This is a genomic window from Nostoc sp. (assembly GCF_035638895.1).
In the GTDB taxonomy this organism is placed as follows: Bacteria; Cyanobacteriota; Cyanobacteriia; order Cyanobacteriales; family Nostocaceae; genus Nostoc.
The window spans coordinates 1-25,131 of the sequence record NZ_DASQZC010000571.1; the positions used below are offsets into that span (position 1 = coordinate 1).

Below are 25,131 nucleotides of genomic sequence, written 5' to 3' on the forward strand. Positions count from 1 at the left end.
TCAGGCTCAGGTATTAGTGGCGCAAAGCAAAAACCCAGAGTTAAAGCAACTACTAGAAGAAGGACGGAGGTTAGTGGATACGGGCGATTATGGTGGTGCGATCGCAGTTTATCAGCGAGCAGCTAGGCTAGATCCCAAAAATGCTAAAATTCATTCAGGTATTGGCTATTTATACGCACAACAGGGAAATTACCAGGCGGCATTAACAGCTTATCGTCGTGCGATCGCCATCAACCCTAACAATAGTGATTTTTATTACGCGGTGGGTTACATCAAAGCGAATTTAGGCGACACGCGTGGGGCAAAGGAAGGCTACCGTCGGGCCATACAGCTGAACCGTAACAACGTTAATGCCTATTTAGGATTGGCTGTGACGCAATCTCGCATGGGAGACTATACTGCTGCTAGCTGGGCATACCAACAAGCAATCGAATTGGATAAGAACAACGCCCAGACTTATGAGTTAATGGGTTCGATGTATAAACAACGCCGACAAACCAAACAAGCAAACAGCTTGCTTCAGAAAGCCCGTGACTTATACAAGCGGCGCAATGACTCAGATGGTGTTAATAGGGTAGGAGCCATGCTGCGACAATTAGGAGGATGAGGTTAATCTAACTGGCGTCCCGTTAATTCCACAAAAATATCTTCCAGATTAGAGGGACGCACCATCATTCCGGTTTTATCGGGCTGTTCATTCAAGTAGATATTTGCTGCTTCTAAGGATGGGAAAAACAGATATTCCCAACTACCAGCACCATCACTTCCCACTTCAGATACACCTAATTGTTTCATCACCAAACCTTCACCGTGAGCAGAACGCAGTTGTTGTAAAGTTCCTAAAGAAATCAGCTTACCGCTATCCATAATACCGATACGTCCTGGCTTGGTAGAACCAAAAGCATCGCACAAAAATTCGACCTCATCCATATAATGAGTCGTTAGTAGCATTGTCATTCCCTGCTTATTCAAATCCCGAATAATTTCCCAAAGCCGTCGCCTAGTTTGGGGGTCTAGTCCTACCGTTGGTTCATCCAAAAACAGAATTTGCGGTTGATGCAATAAAGCTCTGGCAATCTGCAATCGTCGTTTCATACCCCCAGACAGGGTTTTTACCAAATCATTACGTTTTTCTGCCAACTCAACATACTCTAGCCATTGATTAATTAGTTTTTGTCTTTGTGGGTTGCTAATGTGATGTAGCCTGCCATGCAGTTCCATATTTTCCCAAACACTTAAATCGTTATCTACACTTACTTGCTGCAAGACTACGCCAATACTCTGTTTTGCCAACATTGCTTGGCTCATCACATCATATCCACCTACTTCTATCCGTCCTTGGGAGGGTTTTGTTAGTGTAGTCAGCATCCGAATTGTGGTTGATTTACCCGCACCGTTCGGGCCGAGTAGAGCAAATATTTCCCCCGCTTCAATTTGGAATGATAAGTCATTTACTACAGGTACATTATTGTAAAACTTGTAGACATTTTCTAAAAATACAGCAGCCGTCATAGTTACTTTGCTCCAATTAAAAATTTAAAATCCCCAATTGAGGATTGCAAGCCGTCCCTCCCTGCGGAAAGCCGCAGAAGCATCTACACACTTATCTTGAAATTTAATTTCTCTTGGCGATTATATCTAGAATGACTGCAATTAATCTGTCTGGGTCTATAGGCTTGGCAACGTGCTGCTGAAATCCGGCGGCTAGAGCTTGTTGGCGATTAACTTCTCCAGCGTAAGCCGAGAGAGCTAAAGCCAAAATTTTCCCACCTTGTTCGGGTGGCATGGCTCGAATTTGTCGAATCAGCATATAGCCATCCATCTCTGGCATTCCAATGTCACTCAACAAAATATCTGGTGGTGATTGCTCTACCGCTTGCAATGCTTCTATTGCCGATGTCACAATACAAACCTCTGCTCCCGCCTGTTCAAGGACAAAGCCCAAAAAATCACGGATATCTTCATCATCATCAACTATTAGTAACCGTATTCCTATCAGAGGTGAGGTGTTAAAAGTCAATAATGAGGAGTCCTCTTCAGCTTTCTGACTATAACCTTGTGCTTTCATCAAGGGAAACCTGACATTAAAAATGGCTCCCTGTCCTTCTCCAGCACTGTCTACTTGAACAGTACCTCCATGCAGTTCAACTAGATGACGGACTATCGCCAGCCCTAACCCTAGCCCGCCAAACTTCCTAGTTGTTGTTGCATCCGCCTGACGAAAAGATTCAAACACGTAGGGTAAAAAGTCTGGATTAATACCTTTACCCGTGTCGCTAACAGTAATTTGAGCTTGCGAGTCTCGGCACTCTAACCGAATTTCGACCCGTCCACCAATGGAACTAAATTTTACAGCGTTAGTAAGCAAATTCCAAAATACTTGCTGTAAACGAGCATAATCTCCCAAAATCTGCCCAATATTTGGGTCAAATACTCTCTGAATTTCAATTGACTTCGCTTCTGCTGCTAAACGCACGGTTTCAATAGCCGCTTCAATGGTCGATACCAAGTTAACAGGAGCCATTTGTAAATTGAGTTTGCCAGACAAGATGCGAGAGACATCTAACAAATCTTCAATTAATTGTGCTTGGAGTTTGGCATTGCGCTCGATTGTTTCCAAAGCAATAGCCGTTTTTGCGGGATCTAATGTTCCATTGCGAAGTAACCTAGACCAACCCAAAATAGGATTGAGGGGCGATCGCAATTCATGTGATAGCACAGCCAAAAACTCATCTTTAATTCGATTCGCTGTCTGAGCTTGTTCACGCGCAGCTTGCTCACGCAAAAACAGTTGTTCGCGTTCTGCTTCTGCTTGCTTTTGCTTTGTAATATCGCGTGAGACGACTAAGAGTTGTGCAATAATTCCTGATGCATTTCGGACGGAAGTAACAATTACATCCCACCACTTCGGCTTGCCCTTGGCTGTGGGACAGTAGCCTTGAAATTGACCAACATTACCTATTTTGGCTGTAGCGATCGCCGCTTTGGCCTTTTCTCGGTCTTCGCCTTGCCAAAAACTAATCCACTCGGCGTTAAGAAAGGAGGCAGGATCATCAATTTCTAGAAGATGCAGCCCGCCTTTATTTAAGTAAAGTACCCGCCCATCTAACGTTAAAACTTTGATGCAATCATGACTGCTGTCCAAAATTCGTTGCTTTAACTCTTCACTTTCTTGCAGGGCGACTTCGGCAAGTTTGCGATCGCTGATATCCTTGAAAAGAATGGCAACTTGTCGCTGCTGCGGCTGCCCAATGCGGAATGCATAAACGTCGAACCAACGTTGTAGGGCAACAGCGCGATTCTCAAAGCGGATGGGTTCGCCCATTATGGCGACTTTACCATAAATTTCAAACCAATGCTTTTCATGATTCGGAGCTAACTCGCGCATCCTTTTGCCTTGTACGTCTTTGAGTCCGCTTTGTTTCTCAAAGGACGGATTGATTTCTAAAAAACGGTAATCGTTCGGCGTGTCGTTTTCATCAAACAGCATTTCGATCACGCAAAATCCTTCGTCAATAGACTCAAATAGCGTTCGATAGCGTTCCTCAGATCGGCGTAAGGCTGATTCTGCAAGTTTTCGCTCACTGATATCTGTGCAGGTGCCATACCAGCGAATAATTTGACTATTTTCATTCAGCATTGGTAAAGCACGGGTGAGATGCCAACGATAGGTTCCATCTGCCTGTTTCAAGCGATGTTCAACCTCGTAGCTTGTGCCCGTTTGAGCTGCTTGAGTCCACACCGAGATAGTGTGTTCTCGCTCCTCTGGATGAATGAGATTCTGCCAACCGAACCCCTGGATTTGCTCTAGCGTCAACCCACTGTAGTCAAGGCAGCGAAGGCTGCAATAATCTACCCAACCAATTGCATCAGCCGTCCAGACCATTTGGGGAATGGATTCAGCCAGAAAACGAAAACGTTCCTGACTGGAAGCAAGGCGCACTCGTCCTAACTCTAAATTGGCGGCAACCCGTGCCAGTAATTCCCGCCGGCTGAATGGCTTCACCAAATAATCATCTGCCCCAGATTCCAATCCTTCCACTGCCGATTCTTCTCCAGCCCGGGCAGACAGTAGCAGAATGGGAATTTCGCGCGTTCTTAAATCAGCCCGTAAGTGCCGCAGCAACTCAATGCCATCCATTCCTGGCATCATGACATCGCTGAGGATTAAATCAGGCGGATCGTTGTATGCCGCAGCTAAAGCGGTTTCACCATCAATTGCCACGTCCACTTTGTAGTACTCGCTAAGAATCCGTCGCAAATAATTCCGCATGTCGGTGTTGTCATCCACCAATAGAATCCGGGCAGAAGAAATAGGGGATAATTCTTCTTCTCCAAGAGTTTCTTTTGGGAGCCACCCTAAAGCTTCCTCAACATAAGACATTGCGCCAGAAGCAGTAGAAACACTGCTTTGACTAGCATTAATGCAATCTAGGGGTAAGTGAGCCGTTCCAGTTGGCAATTGAACAGTAAATGTACTGCCTTGACCGAAGGTGCTGTCAACGGTGATTGTCCCACCATGCATCTGGACTAATTCTTGCACTAACGACAACCCAATGCCCGTACCCTCAAAGGTGCGACCTTTAACACCTTTAACTCGATAAAACCGCTCAAATAACCGGGGAACCTCATCTGCCGGAATCCCAGTACCAGTATCGCGCACTATCAGTGATACCATCATGCCAACCGGGCGCAAAGAAACTGCAATCTCTCCAACAAAGGTAAACTTCAATGCATTGGAGAGCAGATTTAATACAATCTTCTCCCACATTTCGCGGTCTACGTAAACGGGTTCTGCTAGGGGAGGACAATCCACAATTAATTGCAGTCCTGCCGAGTCAGCAGCAGACCGAAAAATACTTGCCAGTTCTGCGGTGTACGCGGCTAAATCCATTGGCTCATAGCTAGCTATGGTGCGTCCGGCTTCAATGCGCGAGAAATCTAACAGTGTATTGACTAGTTTAAGCAACCGTGTGCCATTGCGCTGCACCATCTCTAATTGCGCTTGCGCTTTAGGGGGAATAATTCCGTCTAATTGACTTAACGTCTCTTTGAGTGGCGACAGCATCAGCGTTAAGGGAGTGCGAAATTCGTGGCTGATGTTGTTGAAGAAGGTCGTTTTGGCTCGATCCAGTTCTGCTAATGCCTCCAGTCGCTTGCGTTCTTCTTCATAAGCACGCGCATTAGCGATCGCGATCGTCATGTTACCTACTAGCAAATCGAAGAACTTTCGGTAATCCTCCTCAAAAGCCCTGTGGGGATTGATACCCAATACCAGCAATCCAACGATTTGTTGTTGTCCAGCTGGGATTAGCGGCACGACCCAAGCAGCAGACGGGGGCTTGTCCCAAGCTCCTGTGGGCAAAGCTCCAAACCGAGTTGTCAAATCATCAACGATTGCTGCTTCCCCGGTATGATAAACTTGTACGAGTTTCCATGCATCGCTGTGTTGAATTAAATTCACTCTCGATAGAATTGTTCCTGTTTCCTCGATTGGAGTAGTTCCAACCAGCTTTGCACTGCTGCCATCTGCCTCCACCTGATACAGCATGGCAAAAGGGATATCATGAGAATTAGTTGCTAAGGCTTGAATTGCAGAGAGACAAGCCGCTTCTACTGTCTTTGCTTGAGCCGTTTCCCTACTTAGTAAGCTCAGAGTTTGTAAGCGGCGATCGCCCAGCACTCGTCCTGTTGTTTCACTAACAATGCAAAAGACTCCGCCAACTTTCCCGCTTTCATCTCGCACGGGGTTGTAGGAGGCATCGAAGTAAGTTTCCTCAATGTAACCGTGTCGATTCAGGAAAAATAAATGATCTTGCGCCCAAAATGCAACTCCTGTCGCCACAACTCCCTTGAGTGAAGGTTCTACAACATTCCAGACTTCGCTCCACACTTCATGGCCAGGGCGACCAAGCGCCCACGGATGTTTTGAGGCAAGGGCAGGGCGATAGGCATCGTTATAAATCGTGATTAATTCCGAACCCCAGAAGAGGCAAATCTGAGCTTTAGAAGCCAGCAAGATGCTAATGGCACTCCGTAAGCTCTGGGGCCAATCAGCCACAGAACCTAAAGCAGTCTGCGACCAATCGAGCGATCGCATCAAGCTGCCAATTTCGCCACCTTCAATAAAAACACTGTTAACAGCTAGACCTTCTCCTTCAGATGCCATCGCTGCTAGTCCTGATTGCTAGTTTTTGAGTACGCAAGTTTTCAGCTAAATTCGAGAATTTGATGAGAAGACAGGCAGAGGGCAGGAGGCAGGAGGAAGAAGAAGGTACAAACCAAGCCGAATTGTGGGCAAAAAATTAAAAACATTCTTTGCAAGATGTGTAGTACGAGAAAAGATATGCCCCTTTCATACCTCTTCCCTTTATGGGAGAGACTTCCCTCCTACCTTTTTTGATATTAACTGAAACCGATTATCTGTGAGGTTGCTCCCGAATAATTTGCTCAGAGCAAGTTGTCTTACTAATTATTTGTGCAGTTTCACAAAGAATTAGTATGAAGTCGTCATACACTATAGCTCTACTTAGTCATTCGTGAACAACAAAATTCCCGACTTCTTGGAAAAATCGGGAATCTAAGGTTTGAATTTTCACAAATCAAATAGGATTCATATAGCGATTTTGATAGTAAGCCAAAATTTGGTTAACTCGTTGCCGACTTTCTGAACCAGAATTTGCTGTCCATGAGATACACAAGCCACCAATTTGACTTTGATTGTAATCAAACTCTTGGGATGACTGGGGAATTAACTCCACTTCTACCCCTTCGACTTGATGTAAATGAGCTGCTATCTCTCTATAGACAGCTAAAGGCAAACCAGCGAATTCAATTTTTTCCTTAGTCTCCATCTTTATGAAGCTCCAACATTAACAGGATTTGAGGGGGGCGTTGTCACTGAAACAGGATTGCCGCTACCAGATGCAGCTGACGGCGTTGGATTGACAGCCCCTTCCCCTACCATTTTGGCAACTTCAATGCCATATTGTTCCAGAATCACGATCGGGTTGTAGCCCTGATTCATTTCAATCCGTTTAACCAGTACGCCATTTGCTAATCGCTGTCCCGCCTGCACATAGCGACTCGTCGGCTCATCGGGTACTTTGATAATTGCCTGTGGTTCCTTACTAATTAGAACTACACCAGTCACAACAACTGCCTTTGCTAACTCAGGTTGTGCTGGCGGTGGCAATACAGATACTAAAGCGGGGTTGGGGACAACTTGAGGTAAAACCTTAGGCAAGACTGAAGTCAAAGTAGGATTAACTTTTTTTGGTATAGAAGCAATGTTATTTTTTTTCTGATTTAAAGCTATGCTGCGTGTTGGAAGTTTTCGGACTGCTATCGATGGAGTAGGTAGCTTAGGCACCACGGGAACAGGTCTTACAGATGTTTTAGGCATTCCGAGAACCGGTTGCCCGAAAAGTTGTGCAAACGGGTCACTTCGATTTGATAGCTGAACTAGGGGTATCCGCTCTGTAGCATTAGTGGATTGAATCAAATTAGCAGACGCAGAAGTAACTTGTGAAACCTGTTTGGCAGGTATCACTGGATTCTTAAAGGATTGATCTGTTGCTGGCGACTTTGCTGCTATTTTGGGAATCGGCACAGGGTTGATCGCTTGTGGTGTATCTTCAGAAGCACATCCAGCGATCGCCAAAGTTAAAATAGCTGCAATTGTAATTTTTAAATTTCTGCCCATGAGCTGTTCTCAAAAGCCATTGGAAAATTGGAAAGTGGAAATCAACATGCCTAAAATTTGTATCATAGGCAAAGTATGTTCTCTTTATAACCTAACTTTTTAAATTTTAAGGGTTATTTTTAGCACTGCTTACTCAGCATAACTGCGGCTTGGTGTTTATATTGCAGTCAATCTTCTGCCACACCCATAAGCTCTTTCATCAAATCCAGACCTTTCTTAACTCTACGGGAAACTGTTACTACACTAATTCCCAGATGTTCTGCAACTTGTTTTTGTGTTAAATCCTGTAAAAACACACATTCCAACACATCACGGGTGCGTTGTTCTAGCTGTACCAATGCTTGTTGCAAGCGAAATTGGTCTTCTTGTACTAGTTGAAAGCTGCGATAATTAGGATCTGGAACTAATTCTCCCAAACAGGTAGAGCCTTCTTCTCCATCTTGGATTGGCACATCGAGACTCAAGGGAGCGCGATTTATCCATGCTAATTTAATTTCTTGCCATTCGTTTGGAGAAATTTCCAGTGCTGTTGCTAATTCCGAGTCTGTTGGTTGGCGATTATGCTTTTCACGCCAAGAACGTGACACTCCTATTGCTTGCTGTTGCAGTGCTAACCACTTGCGAGGAATTCGCACGGTGACACCTTTATCTCGGAGATAGTGTTGAATTTCACCCCGAATATAGGGAAGTGCATAGGAACTAAAGGCATGTCCCTTGGAAAGTTCAAATTTTTCAATCGCCCTGATTAAACCCAAAGATCCAACTTGGAGCAAATCATCGTAGGTTTCATGACATTGATTCGTCCAGTAGTGAGCTTCTTTTCTCACAAGTCCAATATTGAGTTTTACCAGCTTATTGCGAATATTTCCTGACGGAGATTGCTGATATTCTCGCAACAACTGCCAAATTTCATGTTTCAGTTCATTGGTTGTTGTGGTAGGCATAGCACCTTGTTCATTAAATAAATCAACAATTAATTTCTCACTTTTAAACTCAGCTGCGATGGCATACCCGTCCGCCGTAGGCGATCGCACGATATCAAAGATAATGTCGTGCTATATGCCTTAGCAAATTCTCTGGTAGATAACAACGTTTTTCTAAAGAAAATTCCATAGACTTGCTTCACAATCGAGCAAAGTTTAAATAAGCAAAATCGGTATGATCTGTAGCTGTTTCTAGGACTACATAGAACTAAAATATAAAATTAGTTACCAAATCTAAAACCGAGATTGTACTTAACTTTAATTAATTAATGCTGAAGCTAATTTCTATAAACAAAACAACAGTAGCCGCAATTTTGTTGAATAAGCAAAAGTTTGATTTACAGTAAAATTACGTGTTCATTAAACTAAAATTCATCCAATAATTAAAAATTACTAATAATTTGCAGAAAAGAATACGTAAATTTACTCAAAAAGATACAACAAAAGGCATCTCGCCCTTTGTTGTATTTAAAGTTTTCCCCTCTTTGTGAAAAACGCCTAAAAAAAGGCAGGGCTGTTTCATTCTTTAAAAGCCTCTTGAAAAGCTGGAACAAGGGAAGGAAGAATTTTTTTCTTGTCTCCCCTTGAACCTTTGTCTCTTTTCGTTGCTGTAATGCTTTTATAGGAATGAAACAGCCCTGAAAATGGGGGCAAAAAAGTTAACTTTTGTTATGAAACCTGATGCTTACAGAATTGTAGTTCTGAATGCCAGTCAGTTACCTAACTCTAGAGAGTTTAGCCACGAGTAGGTTCAACCCGTGCAAAAAATAGACCGCGAATCTTAACTTCTTTAGGTTCGCCAGCACCTAAATCAGTATCAGATGGCTGTTCGCTCTCGAAAGTACCAGCAATTTCACCACTAGAGCTATCGATTTTAGCGATTTGCAATGAAATCTTGCCATTAAGATTTTCAGCACGCTTGACGTTAGTGCGGGTAAGTTCTTCATCATCCGCTTGGGCGGGGAGAGCCACAGCATTATCGTAGCCACTAACGACACCACGACCCTTTGGATCTAGGAAAGCAGCACCACGATAGGAAGGAACTTTGAAAGTGCCTTCAAAGTCCGTAGAGGTGTTAATGCTGCTCAAACTGGGTTGGGTTTGAGCAACCAAGTCTTTGATGGTGAAGAGGAAAGGTACTCGCTCACCACCAGGAAGTTGCACAGTGATAGCTTGGAAGTCAAGACCATCAGTTTCCACAAAGGTCAGGCTATTATCTGGGTTGATTTTTAGGTTGCCTTGCACCTGGTCAATGGTGGAAGTGTATCTGGTCAACAGTTTGCCAGCAACAAATTCTGCTTGTTGGCGTTTATTAGCAGGTTCTTCTTTGATGAAGAAGCTAGTTGGTTCTAAGCAAAGTTCTTTGATGGCATAAGACTGGCTAGAATCAATGGGAATGGAGCCACGGCTTGTTTCTGCTAGTTGGGGGCATTTATTCGCCAAGCCAGTGCCGCGAATTTGATCGTAAGTGAGTACATCTCTACTACTAGTAGCAGGAGCATCACTACAAGCAGTTATTAGCCCCAGGCACAAAGCCAAGAATGCAACAATTAAAGCGCGATACCTCATGGTCAACCTCAATCTCAAAAATTAATATCTAAGTTGTAAAACTGCATCGAAGCTTTGATGTTTGACGAGAAGCCATCCTTTATCGGACACTGCATTGCTCTGAATTCTTGAGTTGAAACAAGTGTCCGGGCGTATAGGTTGGCAGTCGCCACTCAAACTTTTCTCTGCTAAACGTACTTAAACGTGTCACTGCTTTGCACTTTGCTCTTGCATATAGCAAAAGCGGCGTAGCCTAAGTCTTTTTGTATCATGTATGTGACGCCACTACATACAGCCCATTGTTTGATGGGTAAATCAGCCAGATCATACGATTTTTTTTAACTCAAAATCAAAGTACTCAAAATTCAAGAAAGTCTCATTTTGATCGCATCTAGCTGGCGTGGAGGCTATGGTAAAGGTTACTACGCTCTTTGATGGGCGATCGCAATTGCTTTTGATAAAGATACAAATCTAGTTATACTCACCCCTAACTCAACGAAGAGGCAGGGGGCAGGGGGAAAGGGAGATTCCAGAAAAAACTCATTTAGAAGCTTACAGAAGGTTCATTTCTAGAGGAACTATTAGCTAACTAGGGAAAATTAAAAATCTCCGGTAAATTTGAGTTGACCTCATTTATACGGAAAGGATGGCATGAACAATAATAAAAGTCTTGAATCAGGAGAGTTGTCCTGTAAACTGCAAGCGATCGCAACTGTGGTGGATGATGCAGTTCAAGATTGTCAAGGCGATAGTGTAGCTCTTTTGGCAATGCTTAGGCAATTGGAGCATTTACACCGAGAAATTCGAGACGGTGTTTTTCAAGAGAGTTTGCCCGTTAACCGTCGGCAACTCTACTCACTACTGAAAGATATTGAGTCTGAGGGAGGCTGGCCTTATATTGAGCGTATGAGACTACAAGCCTTTTTAGCAAATTTGCCACAAGAGGCTCCCGCAGAAAATAATCATGAAGTTTTGGAGAGCGATCGCCCATGCGGCTGATGATCTTAAAATAAATTTCTAGCTGTGAATTAATAACTCTGATCGCCTCATCAACCGCTAAACTAAGAGCGGTTGTTATTGAGGCTTCAAGCTAATTCGTAATGATGCTCTTAGAGACGCTTGTTCTTTACTATCGTTAACGCTAAAGTAATTCAAACTCATAATTAAAAAAGGTTTTTACTAGTTATAGCATCACAAAGAAGGCGATCGCGCTCCTCTAGATTGGGGTTGTGTTTGAGGTAATTGCCCACCCAGTCGCAACCACGAACAAGTAGGTCGTCAAGATTTAAATTCCACAAGATTATCGTGTTGTCATCACTCGCTGATGCTAGTGTTTGACCATCTGGGCTAAAACTGACACTAAATACCCCAGCGCGATGCCCATTGAGACTTTTAATTAATTTGCCATCACGGCTCCAGAGTTTCACTGTACTGTCCCAACTGGCGGCGGCCAGCAATTCGCCATTGGGACTGAAAGTAACGGCATTGACGCTATCACTGTACCCCTTTAATAAGGTTTTTAACAACGTCCCATCCCGTCGCCACAGTTTCACAGTGTTATCCCAACTAGCAGAAGCCAGTAACTCGTCAGTGGGACTAAAGCTGACACCTGTCACCCAGCTGTCAAGGGGCGAGAAAGTTTTTAACAATGTACCATCTCGTTGCCAAAGTTTAACAGTTTGGTCATCACTGGCAGAGGCTAAAACCTGACTATCATGGCTAAAGTTGACGCTATTTACCGAATCCTGATGCCCCACTAAGGTTTTGAGCAACTTGCCCTCACGGTTCCAAAGTTTCACTGTTTTATCTTTGCTAGCTGATGCCAAAAACTGACCATCAGGACTGAAATTCACGCTCATCACACTATCACTATGCCCGTGGAGAGTCATGATTAAAGTACCGTCAAGCCGCCAAAGTTTCACTGTTTTGTCAAAACTTCCTGAGGCCACAATTTCACCTTTGGGGTCAAAACTGACACTAGTAACTTGATTCGTATGCCCCACTAAAGTTTTATAAAGTCGGGTTTTGACCTCGCCACTACTGGTGTATCGTTGCCAAAGTTTTACAGTGCGATCGCGACTACCAGAAGCTAGCATCTGACCGTTGGGATTCCAAGCAACGCTTAAAACTCGCTTCCGATGCCCTTGAAGAATAGACGGTGTTGGGGCATCTAAACTCCATAGTTTCACACTTTTGTCGTAACTTCCTGAGGCCAGCAATTTGTTATTTGGACTAAAAGCTAAACTGACAACATAATCGCTGTGTCCTTTGAAGGTTTTGAGTAAAGTACCATTGGTACTCCAGAGGTTTATGGTTTTGTCTTCACCTGCGGAAGCTAATTTTTTACTATCGGAACTAAAACTCAAACTCCACACAGCCTTGTCATGGTGCCGTAAAGTTTTGTAAAGGCGAAAGTCAAAGCCGTCTTTAGTGCTGTTACTTTCCCGCCGCCAAAGTTTCACTGTCTTATCTCGACCTGTTGACGCCAAGAATTTACCGTCTGGGCTGAAAACAGCTACAGTTACACTTTTCTGATGTCCTTGCAAAGTTGTAACAAGGCTACCGTCGCGTCGCCAGATTTTCACTGTTTTGTCGTCGCTGGATGAGGCGATGAATTGACTATCAGGACTGAAGTTTACCCAATTAACTGACCCTTGATGTCCTCTCAGTATTTTTACTAAGCTACCGTCTTTACGCCAGAGTTTTACGGTTTTATCCTTACTACCAGTAGCTAAAAATTCACCATCAGGACTAAAATTAACGCTATAAACCCAATCTCCATGTACATTTAGGGTTTTATATGGTTTGGAGTCAAATCCACCTGTAACCGAGTTTTTGTGCCATATTTGCACTGTTTTATCAAGGCTGGCGGAGGCTAGGGTTTGACCATCAGGGCTAAAACTTACACAGTTGACAGCATCAGTGTGACCTTTAAGGGTTTGGAGTAAGGTACCGTCAGGACGCCAAAGTTTCACAGTTTTATCTAGGCTGCCTGATGCTAGTAACTGACCATCTGGACTGAAAGCTAGTCCCCAGACAACATCAGTGTGCCCTTCCAGGCGGTTAACCTCTGTTACCCCATAAACTGCCTGTTGCAAGGCTGTCACCACCCGCATTCGGGTATCTGGCTGCACTACATCTGCCTGTTTAAGTCCTCTCCAAGCCCGCAAACTTTCTAATAAAGCATCAAATTCTTTATTAGAGGCAAACAGAGCTTCGCTTGCAGCAGCGATCGCACTAATGTTTAAGTTGCTTTCACTGCGTTCAGCTCGTAAAGTTTGGCGGACTGCTGCTCTTTTTTGCAAGTCGGCTTGCCACCATAATGCTGCTATTGTTCCCCCCATAATTGCCAGCACTGCGCCTGCTATTCGTGCTTCCCGCAGTCGCCGTTGTAATACCAAATTGAGTTGCTTTTGACTAAGTTGTTGGGCGACTTCAGCTTTGGTTTTTTCAAGTTTAATTTTTTCTAATTCCGCGAGCATACCATAATTATTCTTTTGGCGAATTGGTTCAACTAAATAATCGTGAACTAGCTGGTAGCGATCGCCTAACTCTTCTCTAACTCGCAACACCAAACCTGAACCCACCAATATTTCTAAAATCAGTTCCCCAACTGTGTCAAAGCTTGATATTGTATCTATATCTTGATTATTAACTAATGCAGCCGCTAAATCAGCTTTAGTTTTTAACGGTCGCGTGCCTTTTTCATCAGTTAACTCAAATAATAGTTTCCAAGTTAATTCTTCATTCTCCTGACCACAATCTTTAATAACCTCTCCAAGCCAGCGTTCTACCAATTTTGCCGAGCCACCGCAAAGTTTATATTGTCCGAGTGTGGTGATGTTTTCTATTTGTAGTTGAGCGCCAACTATTTGTAATTCAATTGGATGTACTTCGTCTAGTTCTCCTGTTAAATCCTGGACTAATCGGTTAATTAATTCATCACTTAGTTCAGAATGTGAACGCTGAGTAAGACTATGAATTATGGCTTTAGCATCCTGGCTAGAGAATTTTCCTAGATAGTAGCGAATATCCTTATCGAGAATGTTTTTATTAATTACGCCTAAATCATATAGACCAATACTATTTTTTTGGCTTAACCGTTCAAATTCTAATAAATGATGTAGATAATCTTCTCTTAATGACAGAATAATTTTGACAAATGAAATATTTAAACATTCACTAAAAAATTGGTAAAATTCTATTCTTTCAGTGGGGAGATTACTAATAAAGAAAAATTCTTCAAACTGGTCTAAGATAATAATTATTGTATAATTGCGCTCGGTTGCTAACCGAATTTTTTCTAGGAGTATAGTGGGTGTAGAGTCAAGATTAACCGATATTCCTGTGGATGCCAGCACTTGATTTAGACTGCTTATCAAGACTGTGAGCCAATCAGTGTAAACAGACAAAACAATAGGTATAGGAATGCGTTCACCGATAAGTTTACCTTTGAGTGCTGGGACTAAACCAGCTTTGAGAGTTGAACTTTTACCTACACCTGATGGGCCATAAATTACTGTAAGCTTGTAGTCTGCACGACTAATTCTTTCAATCAAACGATTGACATCTTGCTGCCGTCCAGAAGCAGATATTTCTTGGGCAACTCCCTCAGGAATAAACGGTATTTTTTGAGGTTCTAGTGCTGGGTTAATTTTAGAATGTTGCGGCTGCAATTGACTTGCCCCAATGAAGGCACGAAAGCCATACTGATGTTCTATTTGTATTTTTTCTTGCTTGAGCTTAAAGGCTTCTGTATAGTCATGACGCTCAAAAAAGTAAAGCGATCGCAGCTCCTCTAAAATCTCTAAATAAAGAGATGGCTGATGTTGTAGCTCACAAACTACCCTCGCCCATTCCAGATTATTGATAGCCTCCTCTGGCTCACCGAGATGCCTCTGTGTACGTGCTAGCAAGAGAAGATACCAACTTTCTTGTCGTCGTCTTCGCAAAGCATCTTGCAGAGAAGCTTGTGTTACTTCTTCGGAGATAGAAAGTGCTGTATTCGCTAATTCATGAGCCAGTATCCAATTCGACTCAGAAACTGCCACATTTGCCAAAAAGCCATAATCTTGAGCAACTTGTGCAGGACTTCCATAGGTTTTATGTAGATGTAATGATTTTTGAGCTAATTCTTTTAAGTCATCCCAGGCTTGTAAACGTTGCAGCATTTCACAAGCAGGCAAAATAAATTTAGCAACTAAGTCTTCTCTTTGCACCTCCTCCAATATTTCTAGGCATTGTTTAAACCACAACAGAGCATGTTCGCAATAACTACTGTTACTATTTTGATGTAAGTCCGCCATTCGGTGATAACACAGCCCCAGATGAAATATTACTATTGCTTGCTTGAGTAAAGATGAGGGGGGTAAAGAAGAATTACTTTCCCACTCTGTTATTCTCCTCGTTTCTTGCTGCCACAATGCTAGGCTTCTTTGATAATTGCCTAAAGCACCATTAATTTGATCGTTGGCGTATTTATCTCGCCCTAAAACAAATTCTAAACTAGCTTCTAATCCTGGTGTTAATTGAACGCCATACAAGCGCAGCAAATCATTACGGGCTGATTCTATTTCGTGGCGGTGTTGAGACTTAGGATCTAAATCTAGGGAGGCGTTAGATAAAAATGTTTCGGCACCTGCTTCTAAAACTTTGGCAAATAGAGATTCTGTCTCTTGTTGGATCAAAGCAATTAAATCTGCTTTTGCCATTTCAAATTTAATCGTGGTTGCAGCCCAGCTTTTAAAATCAGGTGCTAATCTTGAAAGCAACGATGCTACATCATCTTGTAGCCACAACACCACTGGAAATGGAAAAGTCGCGGCATAGATATCTCGTGCTTGGTTGATGCCTGTAAGTAAGTTTTCTAGGTCGGTAGTTGACTCAATACCAAAAACCATTACAGCTGATGGCAAAGAATCTGTCAGGACAGCAGGATTATCTAAAGATAGTTCTGAGATTATTGTATTATGTAAAGAAGTAGTTGATGGATTCAGAACGATTTCTCTGAGATAGATGTCTTTGCTAATAGAGCGAATATTTTCTAACATTTGCTCACGTAATTGCCTATAGTTACACCGAACTAAAATTAGGGCAAATTGATCTTCAGAAAGTGCGATCGCTCTAATTAGTCTTTGCAAAGTATGCTGATTTTCTTTTGTGTAGATGTGTAGCTGCTTATCAGTAGTCATATGTTATTGAACATGGGGACTGGGGAATGGGAAATTGGCCATTAGTTATTAGCCCAATGGCAAAGGACAAAGGACTAATGACTAATGACTCACCGTAAGTGTTACTTTTTTTGTTGCCAAGCTAAAACTTTTTCTGTTTCTGCTAGGGCTGGACTAATGCCAAACCATCGCCCCTGAGGATCACGATATTCAAACAGATACATGCTTCTTAGTAAGCTTTGGTAATCAGACTCACCTTTAACTCTCTGCTGCTGCACTACTTCAAACAATAATTCCCACTGACATTCATCAATAGCTAATAGCAGATCGTCGCGGTAGTCCTTAATCACGGCTTCTAAGCAGTCCCTAGAAAAAGGTGGATCTTCTCGTTGAAGGCAGCTATAAAGTAAACCTAATAAATTACGAATGTGACCACCACTAACGCGACATATACGATCCAAAGTTTCGGAGTGATCGAATAATTCTGTAATTAATGAAAGCCTTTGATTCAAAGGAATTTCTGGAAAAGCTCTTGCTAGAACTAATTGGCGGACTAGTGACATCCCTGGTTCGTAGTCACTGCCATCTCTTTGGCGCACCAATACCATCGGTAGTACTTTGGGCGCAATCCCTCCCCCCAAACGATTTTTCAGCGTCTCATACTCATTGGAGAAAATTAACGTTAGGGGAATTGTATAAACTAGGTGGCATTTGAGTCGCCGTAGTTGTTCGCCTCGGTCGATAAAGAGATATTCTGGTTGCGATCGCCCCGATGCTAAGGGACGCATATCCACTCGATCCAAATTATCTACAATTACTACCAATCCTTTTTGACCACGTAGTTTTAGCTGTTCAACAGCCTTTTCTAGAATTTCTTCATTAATCGCTTGCAAAATACTATTGGTACGTGGTTCCAGATATTGCCTTAGTTGATTCCGCGTCTGGGTGCTATCTTTGGTTTTAGCGGTAATTTTAGCAATACCCAACGATAACTCTGCTTGTCCAGAAAGCTCTATGGGGCTTTGCAAAAAATCGCCTACTTCTTTAAACAAATTGCTAAAGTAACCAGGTTTGAATTTGATGTTAATGCCTTCTAAACTGGCACTGACTTGACGGGCTACACTCAGCAAAATATCGCTGATATCAATATCTGCCATATCTAAGTCTTGACTGGACTCAAAGTAAACCACATGAAATCCCGCCAATTCTAGTTCTGTCTTGAGGCGCTGCAATTCCGTTGACTTCCCGCAGCCAATGTGACCCGTAAATAACTGGCAGGTTGGCTCATCAGGAGAAATCCGAATGATAGTTCGCTGCAATTCTTCGACAATCTTGCAACCACGAACATCAGCAAAATCTATGTAATACTGGCGATCTAGCACGTTGCTTATATTAAGCGTGTAGCTTGGATTACATGCTTTATAAAAACGTGACAAATTAAATGTCGTTTTCATGTATCTAGAGGTATATGTTGATGTGTGTGTAGATGTGTGTGGAGATGCAGTTAACTTATATTTTTTATACCAAAAATCTCTAGCCTGGATGTAGGCACACGATTACTTCGCAAGTTGGTAGTATCTTGCAAAAGACAGCACTTGTTACAGATCGCTGTCAGTAGTATGGTAGAGATTTAGTTGACCCTAGTAACCTTGAGCATATCTGTCCTTTTTACACCTGCTATTGACTTTTTGACAATCTGTAGCTTTCGTTTGACCTAGAACAAACCTTTATGGCTGAGTTATCAGTAAAAAAAGCTACTACATCATATAGTTCCCAGTTTTGATTGCTAATGATAACGACTGGTATGAATTATAGCAATCTATACAGAGGTTTAATGATATTGGCTTATCATTTCATGTTTTATTTGTCAAGGCAGCAAAATTAGAAATATATAAATTAATATTTTGTAATCTTTAGAGACAAGATATTTGACGATCCCTTGTCGAAAAGACAACAGTAAGTTAAGAATGGACACCGGAAACTTTAATTACAAGGATGACTAGTGCCAAGTTCGTTGTGTAGGTAGTTCCTGTAAAGTGTTACTAAAATTGAAGAAAGAGACAAGGGGACAAGGGGACAAGGGGACAAGGGGACAAGGGGAGGAAATCAGATGGGGATTCAGACCCCACCTGATTCAAGTCCACCGAAAAGTGGTGGGGGTCTTAAATCCTTGGGCGTTGCCGCACGACTTGGGGATGGGGAGACAATTCCCCAAGTCTCCCCATCCCCTTGTCCTCTTCGATAAAAAAGTTTTGGAGACAACGGTTAACAAGTGCCGACAGTGTTTACTGAGATTAATAATGATACAAGCACGTCAAGGAATTTGGATTGTAACTAGAAAGGGGTTTGAATGGCTGGCATAATATCAGTTTCCCGCACCGATCTAGCCCAGCGTCGTAAGAAATTGCGTCGGCAGAGGCAGATGAGAATTATTCAAGCTATTTGGCGAACTTTTGCCATTACCGGTTTGGCGGTTGGATTACTGTGGGTGGCAGTCCAACCAGTGTGGGTGCTAAAAAGTCCTAAACAAGTAGCGATCAAATCAGGCAATCAGTCCCTATCGGATGAGACAACTCAATCACTATTGGTGCTATCTTATCCCCAATCTTTATGGCGGATTGAACCGGCAGCGATCGCTAACTCTTTGAAGAAACAACCAACTATTGCCGAAGCGATCGTTAGACGCCGCTTGTTTCCTCCCGGATTAAACATCGAAATCCAAGAACGAGTCCCTGTAGCCGTGACTCAAACACCAAGTGGGCAAAATCAAGGCGCTGGCAACAAAAAAGTCACAATCGGCTTACTAGATGCAAGTGGGGCCTGGATGCCTTTAGAGAAATACACATCACTCAATCCCACTAAGAAATTACCTAATCTCAGAGTAATTGGATTGCCCAAACAATACTGTCTCTACTGGACTCAACTTCATCAAGCTGTAAGTCAAAGTTCTATAAAGGTGATGGAAATTGATTGCCAAAATCCAGCGAATTTAATTTTGAAAACAGAACTAGGAAATGTGCATCTCGGCGTTCCAGGCCCCCAACTGTCTGAACAAATTAAAGTACTCGCCCAAATGCGTCATTTAGCAGCAAAACTAAATTCCGGTCAAATAGAGTATATTGATCTGAAAAATCCCGAATTTCCATTAGTACAGATGAACCAAAAAGAACAAAAATTAACTTCCAAAACTCCTAAAAACATCTAGTACAGCATGGCGTAAATAAACATACTATTTCAAATGGCGTAAAAGCCTGGAATACAATTCTTTCGAATGCGTGACTTTTGACTTCCGCCTTGCACTACTAGAGTGTTTAATGTATTGATAGCTCCTAGTAAATTAAGAAGCTTTATGCTGATAAATAAATTTATTATTTTCAGTTTTCGAGCAAACCGCACGAAAATCGGCATTAACTTCTAATTAAAATGAGAAGATAAATCCTAAAATCTCTATTACGAGTAAAACACTTTCAATTATGACCCCTAACATCTAATAGTAGGGTGCAAGATGTTCGACAATCTAATGATGGGCTATGGCGGGCAAAACGCCTTCTATTCCAAAGACAGTTATATCAAAGTTTCAATCTGTAAAGGAAAATGCCGCCCAAAGTTGCGTAAGCATTGCTTCTGGGCAATCAGTTTAGACTATTCTGTGCTGTAATTCCTGTTGGGTTACGAAACCTCTGGAAAAATCTTGATTTGTTGACCACACTAGTAAGGGTTCTCGTAAGATAGACTATTGCTCAAGCAAAGTGTCCATTAAAACCCCCAAAACAACAAATTAATCAGGTATAGTCTGACAAAGTAAATTATTGCTTACTTCAACCTTAGGGATAAGTAAGTATAAGGTAAATTTTGTGTCTAAAGTTGCAGCTATCCCCAATGGTGAAATCTATTAACAATATTATTGAGGTAGATAAGATGCGCTGTAGTGCGTCTTTACAAGTTCTGCCCTCTGCTGAGAATAATGAAACGATTAATGTATGGTTGAAGTTATACGGATCACTTTTAGATAAATGTAGGTATACTTCTCTAGAATTGGCTGTGCGATCGCTTGCCTTGAAGGCTCATCCCATAGCAAATTTTCACACCGCCAATTCTGTTAGGCTTGGCAGTAGTGAAAATAATAAAGAACAGTGCCCTAGTATTGTGGCACTGTCAAACTAAAGTTGACTCTTAGGTGAATAACACCTGAAAAAGTCGTTTATCTACCCTTTGACAAATCCAATGACACTTGATAATAACCAAGGACTTAACTATAAAAATTCCCAATCTACGGGACAGCCGGGGTTCTCTCTGGCAGTTAACTCGACCAATCCCTTTAATAACTCTGGGTTGAACTTCGGACAAAATCACGATAATAAGAAGATTTCTACGGAAAATAGCCGAATTGGCGAGATCGTTCCTGGCCGGGTTGCCAACATTAAAGTGATTGGTGTAGGTGGTGGCGGTGGGAATGCCGTTAACCGCATGATCGAATCTGATGTCTCTGGGGTAGAGTTTTGGTCAATTAACACTGATGCCCAGGCTCTTACCTTAGCTGGCGCTCCCAGTAGATTACAAATTGGACAGAAGCTAACACGGGGTTTAGGAGCAGGTGGTAATCCTGCCATTGGTCAAAAGGCAGCAGAGGAATCACGAGACGAAATTGCTACAGCTTTAGAGGGTGCAGACCTAGTATTTATCACTGCTGGTATGGGTGGTGGTACTGGGACAGGTGCAGCCCCAATCGTGGCAGAAGTAGCAAAGGAAATGGGCGCTCTCACTGTTGGTGTAGTCACACGTCCATTTGTGTTTGAGGGACGCCGCCGTACCAGCCAAGCGGAACAAGGTATTGAAGGACTAAAAAGTAGGGTAGATACACTGATCATTATCCCCAACAACAAACTGCTGGAAGTGATCCCCGAACAAACACCTGTGCAAGAAGCTTTTCGTTATGCAGATGATGTACTGCGTCAAGGGGTGCAAGGTATTTCTGATATCATCACTATCCCCGGTTTGGTAAACGTTGACTTTGCTGATGTCCGAGCTGTGATGGCAGATGCGGGATCGGCATTGATGGGAATTGGCGTTAGCTCTGGAAAATCTAGAGCTAGAGAAGCTGCGATCGCAGCTATTTCTTCACCATTACTAGAATGTTCTATTGAAGGTGCCAGAGGGGTAGTCTTTAATATTACTGGTGGTACTGACCTGACTTTGCATGAAGTGAATGCAGCCGCAGAAGCAATTTATGAAGTAGTTGATCCCAACGCCAATATTATTTTTGGGGCTGTAATTGATGACAGACTCCAAGGTGAGGTAAGAATTACTGTAATTGCCACCGGGTTTACAGGTGAAGTGCAAGCTGCGGTACAACAAAGCGTGGCTAACGTTCGAGTAGCACCTACTACCTCGAAGCGGCCAGCAACACAGCAACCAGCTGTTAATCCGCCAACCTCAACTCCAAGTTCAACTCCAACTCCAACTCCAATTCCAGAACCAAAAGAAAAACCAGGATTAGATATACCTGATTTTCTGAGAAACCGACGTACACCACGGAATTAAAAGATTTTGGATTTGAGGTTTAAGATTAAATTAGCAGTCTCAGGTTAGGCTGAGTGCTGTATAAAATCTGCTAGTTCCAGGGTTTTACTAAGAGCAGGGGTAAGCAATCTGTTGCCATCCCCAATCTTGCTAATGGGTAAAAACTCGTTAACGCTACTTTATAGAAATAAAATGAACTTGGGCAGGAGTCTGCTGGCTCACCTGTCCAGCTATGCATTTGGAACAAATAAACTGATGTAGTAAGCACAAAGCGTGCTTACTACAAACCCTCAAAACTCGAAGCAAAAATAATTTAAATTATTTTTTGCTTTCTATTGTCTGTTCAAGCCATTGAATAACCTGATGACCAAGGTGAGTACCATCTAGGCGATCAATCTCACGAATTCCAGTAGGACTAGTGACGTTAACTTCAGTTAAGTAGCCACCAATAACATCAATACCTACAAAAATTAAGCCGTCTTGGCGTAATCGTTCGGCTACTTGAGTACAAATTTCATACTCTCTTGGGGTAATTTCAGTTTGAGCGACTGTGCCACCAGTAGCCATATTATTGCGAAAATCAGTTCCGCTAGAGAGGCGATTGAGCGCACCAATTGGTTCGCCATTGAGTAGGATTATTCGCTTATCTCCTGCTTTTGCCTCCGGTAAATAGGTTTGCACCATTACAGGCAGTCGACCTTGGAAGGTACTGAGTTCGACAATAGAGTTAAAATTGCGATCGCCTGATTGCAAAAACAAAATACCTTCCCCAGCTTTGTTACCCAGTGGTTTGAGAACTGCTGCTCCCTTTGCTTCGACAAATTGTCGGATAAACTGCTTATCAGCACTGACAATGGTTTCTGGAATCGCTTTAGTAAACTGGAGGGCATACATTTTTTCATTTGCCCCTCGGATGCCGCTAGGACTGTTAATCACCAAGGTTTTATTTTGGTCAATGTAATCCAAAATGTACGTGGCATAGAGGTAGGAATCATTGACAGGTGGATCTGTCCGCATAAATACGGCGTCCATTGTCTCTAGAGAAGTTAAGCAAGAATCGCTCAACTTATACCAAGGATTCACCGCTACCCAGCGTCCCTCCAGCAACTGCACTGGTACAAGTTCGACTCGCTGTAGGACAGCCCAAGCTTTGCTCTCCACCACACTTAGCAGATTTGCCTGAGTCACCCAAACTTCGTGTCCCAGGATTTGCGCTGCTTCAATTAGGGCAACACTGGTATCATGACACGGGTCAAGCAGATGGATGGGATCAATGATAAAAGCCAGTTTCACCCTTTATACCTCAATCACCAAGAAATTAAATGGTTATTCAATTATTATCTCTTGATGCTCTCACCAATTGACGTATATATGTACTGCTGAGTGGAACCTAATGGGTAAAGTCTTGTGGACAGATATGGCTTTTATGAGAAAAAAGCCTGTAAACAAGGCAGCGCGTAGCTCTCCAGAGTTGTGGCGACTGCCGTGTGTAGCGCCTTGTCGCTAGCTTCTAGCAATATTTTCTCAACTTACACGTTGCTAGAAGTTAGTAGCTCATCTAGCTTGCCTTGACTGTCTAAAGCGTGGATATCATCACAACCACCTATGTGGTCATCATTGATAAAAATTTGCGGTACAGAGCGCCGTCCGTTTGCTCTTTGAGCCATTTTATTTCTGGCTACCTCATCTCCATCAATGCTGTATTCGATAAATTCAACGCCCTTGTTCTTCAGCAAACTTTTGGCACGAACGCAAAATGGGCAAGTTCTCCAAGTGTAAATTTCTACTTTGGCAGCCATACAGTTTTTAATTTAGTTTAATACCTATAATTCTAAAACTTTACTTTTGAAATTTATTAAAAAGGGCGGCTGACTCATCCTAATAAAGAAGGAATCTACACCGCCCTTGAATGAACTGTTGACTTATAACTGTCAATCATCTACGAAAATTCTTATTTAACCCCCTTCTGCCACTCTAGGAAAACAAGAATCTAATCCACACTTTGGAACTTTGATTTAACCAAGCTTTGAGGCTTCGTTTTGTAACATGAATGAAAATTTTTAGCCAAAAAGTGAAAAATAAACCTCAGAAAAGCTTTGAGCAATCAGGTTCTCCCACTCTGAGAGAAAAGGGTTAAGCTGGCAACAGCTGCTTTTTCTTTTTAACTACCGATGCACTCACAGCAAATAAAGCGATCGCAACTGCTGTTGTTGGCTCAGATACTTTTTTTGATGGCGGTGTTGGAGCAACATAGAATCCTCTACCTGTGCCGCTAGTACCCAGACTTGTGCCTGTAATACTTTGGTAGCGCACACCCAAGTTGCTCAGGGTAAAGCTGGTGACATTGCCTGTGAAAGCAAGGACAGGAGAGAAAGTAGCAGTCATACCAGTACTAACACCGCCATTGCTACCTCCCTGGCAGGTGTTTCCGTCAGTGAAGCACACATCAACGTTGCCAAATTGATTGGGAAATGAACCTTCTCTATCATTATCAAAAAGCCCAGAAACTCTTGTGTTTCCAGAACCGCCGGGGTTTCCAACTCCAAGTAGCGTTTTGTCCACGTTAAAACCTAGGGCAGATGTCCTAGAAGTGATACCATTACTGGATGTATTAGATAAGCTAATGTCAAAGTTTGCCTCAGTATTACTACCTACCGTAGTAAAACCTAAAAATGTAAAGGTAGCTTTAGATGAGAGTCCTTCAACATTTGTTGTCTTAACGTTACCATCAAAGTTAATTTCAAAAGACTGATTGAGGTCGGTAGCAGTAACTGTAACACTGTCGTTGTTTGGGGAAAAAGTAAAAGCTGAAGCTGAAGGAACCACAGCCATAAAACAAGCGCCAAATGCGTAGAAGGCTGATAGTTTAAAAATGATGTTTTTCACAGACATTTACAGACTTGTAATATTGTAGTAAACTACACCAACAATAATTGAATGCAAAAGAGATTGTCTAGGCTATTAACCATATATTCATTACATCTTTAATTAAGACTTTGATTTTATAAATTTCTAGTATTAATACTGAAATTATAGGTTCATCTAAAGATAATCGTAGATTAGGTTGAACATAGACACCCAAAGGGTGGTGGAATCCAACAAACCGCGAAAAACGTTGACTTACCGTTCTCTTATCGGAGACATTAGACATAGCTTGCTTACCCGCAGGGGTACGGGAAGCTACGTTCCTCAAAGCCACGGGACG

General features: G+C 42.5%; 17 protein-coding genes. 6 read left to right on the forward strand and 11 right to left on the reverse strand.

All coding sequences use genetic code 11. The features are described from left to right. The coding region (locus VE944_RS28195; RefSeq protein ID WP_324985177.1) for a tetratricopeptide repeat protein at positions 1-607 on the forward strand (607 nt) is incomplete at its 5' end. Between the two features lie 2 nt (positions 608-609). Here the strand turns inward: VE944_RS28195 and VE944_RS28200 are convergent. The 6 genes from VE944_RS28200 to psbO form a co-directional block, all read right to left on the reverse strand. Further along, entirely contained in the window at positions 610-1,512 is a 903-nt protein-coding gene (locus VE944_RS28200; RefSeq protein ID WP_324985180.1) for an ABC transporter ATP-binding protein, read from the reverse strand. A 103-nt stretch (positions 1,513-1,615) separates the two neighbouring features. Then, on the reverse strand, positions 1,616-6,169 hold the full coding sequence (locus VE944_RS28205; protein WP_324985183.1) for an ATP-binding protein: 4,554 nt from the start codon (positions 6,167-6,169) through the stop codon (positions 1,616-1,618). 433 nt (positions 6,170-6,602) lie between these two features. Then, positions 6,603-6,854: a hypothetical protein gene (locus VE944_RS28210; protein WP_324985186.1), complete on the reverse strand. Its 252-nt coding sequence runs from the start codon at positions 6,852-6,854 to the stop codon at positions 6,603-6,605. A gap of 2 nt (positions 6,855-6,856) precedes the next feature. Beyond that, positions 6,857-7,705, reverse strand: coding sequence for a hypothetical protein (locus tag VE944_RS28215; RefSeq protein WP_324985189.1), 849 nt, complete (start codon positions 7,703-7,705; stop codon positions 6,857-6,859). Between the two features lie 167 nt (positions 7,706-7,872). Then, positions 7,873-8,649, reverse strand: coding sequence for an RNA polymerase sigma factor SigF (locus VE944_RS28220; RefSeq protein ID WP_324985192.1), 777 nt, complete (start codon positions 8,647-8,649; stop codon positions 7,873-7,875). Positions 8,650-9,423: 774 nt separating this feature from the next. Continuing rightward, complete coding sequence (gene psbO / locus VE944_RS28225; RefSeq protein WP_324985195.1) at positions 9,424-10,257, reverse strand: photosystem II manganese-stabilizing polypeptide; 834 nt, start codon at positions 10,255-10,257, stop codon at positions 9,424-9,426. 630 nt (positions 10,258-10,887) lie between these two features. On the opposite strand from psbO, the gene VE944_RS28230 reads away from it, so the two are divergent. Further along, positions 10,888-11,235: a hypothetical protein gene (locus VE944_RS28230; protein WP_324985198.1), complete on the forward strand. Its 348-nt coding sequence runs from the start codon at positions 10,888-10,890 to the stop codon at positions 11,233-11,235. A gap of 164 nt (positions 11,236-11,399) precedes the next feature. On the opposite strand, the gene VE944_RS28235 is transcribed toward VE944_RS28230, so the two are convergent. Further along, positions 11,400-16,427, reverse strand: a complete 5,028-nt coding sequence (locus tag VE944_RS28235) for a WD40 domain-containing protein (protein WP_324985200.1) — start codon at positions 16,425-16,427, stop codon at positions 11,400-11,402. A 101-nt stretch (positions 16,428-16,528) separates the two neighbouring features. Beyond that, on the reverse strand, positions 16,529-17,860 hold the full coding sequence (locus VE944_RS28240; RefSeq protein ID WP_324985203.1) for a P-loop NTPase fold protein: 1,332 nt from the start codon (positions 17,858-17,860) through the stop codon (positions 16,529-16,531). A gap of 656 nt (positions 17,861-18,516) precedes the next feature. Between VE944_RS28240 and VE944_RS28245 the strand changes: the two genes are divergently transcribed. The 4 genes from VE944_RS28245 (at position 18,517) to ftsZ (ending at position 21,947) form a co-directional block, all read left to right on the forward strand. Further along, positions 18,517-18,651 (forward strand): hypothetical protein, encoded by a 135-nt coding sequence (locus VE944_RS28245; protein ID WP_324985206.1) that lies wholly within the window; start codon positions 18,517-18,519, stop codon positions 18,649-18,651. Between the two features lie 105 nt (positions 18,652-18,756). Then, the gene (locus tag VE944_RS28250; RefSeq protein WP_324985209.1) at positions 18,757-19,611 is read left to right on the forward strand and encodes a cell division protein FtsQ/DivIB; all 855 of its coding nucleotides are present in this window, start codon (positions 18,757-18,759) and stop codon (positions 19,609-19,611) included. 674 nt (positions 19,612-20,285) lie between these two features. After that, positions 20,286-20,570, forward strand: a complete 285-nt coding sequence (locus VE944_RS28255) for a hypothetical protein (RefSeq protein WP_324985212.1) — start codon at positions 20,286-20,288, stop codon at positions 20,568-20,570. A 60-nt stretch (positions 20,571-20,630) separates the two neighbouring features. Then, complete coding sequence (ftsZ, locus tag VE944_RS28260) at positions 20,631-21,947, forward strand: cell division protein FtsZ (RefSeq protein WP_324985215.1); 1,317 nt, start codon at positions 20,631-20,633, stop codon at positions 21,945-21,947. A gap of 297 nt (positions 21,948-22,244) precedes the next feature. Here the strand turns inward: ftsZ and gshB are convergent, their stop codons facing one another. The 3 genes from gshB to VE944_RS28275 all read right to left on the reverse strand — a co-directional run bounded on the left by gshB (position 22,245) and on the right by VE944_RS28275 (position 24,812). Next, positions 22,245-23,219 carry a glutathione synthase gene (gene gshB / locus VE944_RS28265; RefSeq protein ID WP_324985218.1) on the reverse strand — a complete coding sequence of 325 codons (975 nt, stop codon included), beginning with the start codon at positions 23,217-23,219 and terminating at the stop codon, positions 22,245-22,247. Between the two features lie 236 nt (positions 23,220-23,455). Continuing rightward, positions 23,456-23,725, reverse strand: a complete 270-nt coding sequence (grxC, locus tag VE944_RS28270) for a glutaredoxin 3 (protein WP_324985221.1) — start codon at positions 23,723-23,725, stop codon at positions 23,456-23,458. 334 nt (positions 23,726-24,059) lie between these two features. Beyond that, positions 24,060-24,812, reverse strand: a complete 753-nt coding sequence (locus VE944_RS28275) for a cistern family PEP-CTERM protein (RefSeq protein WP_324985224.1) — start codon at positions 24,810-24,812, stop codon at positions 24,060-24,062. Positions 24,813-25,131: the final 319 nt, after the last annotated feature.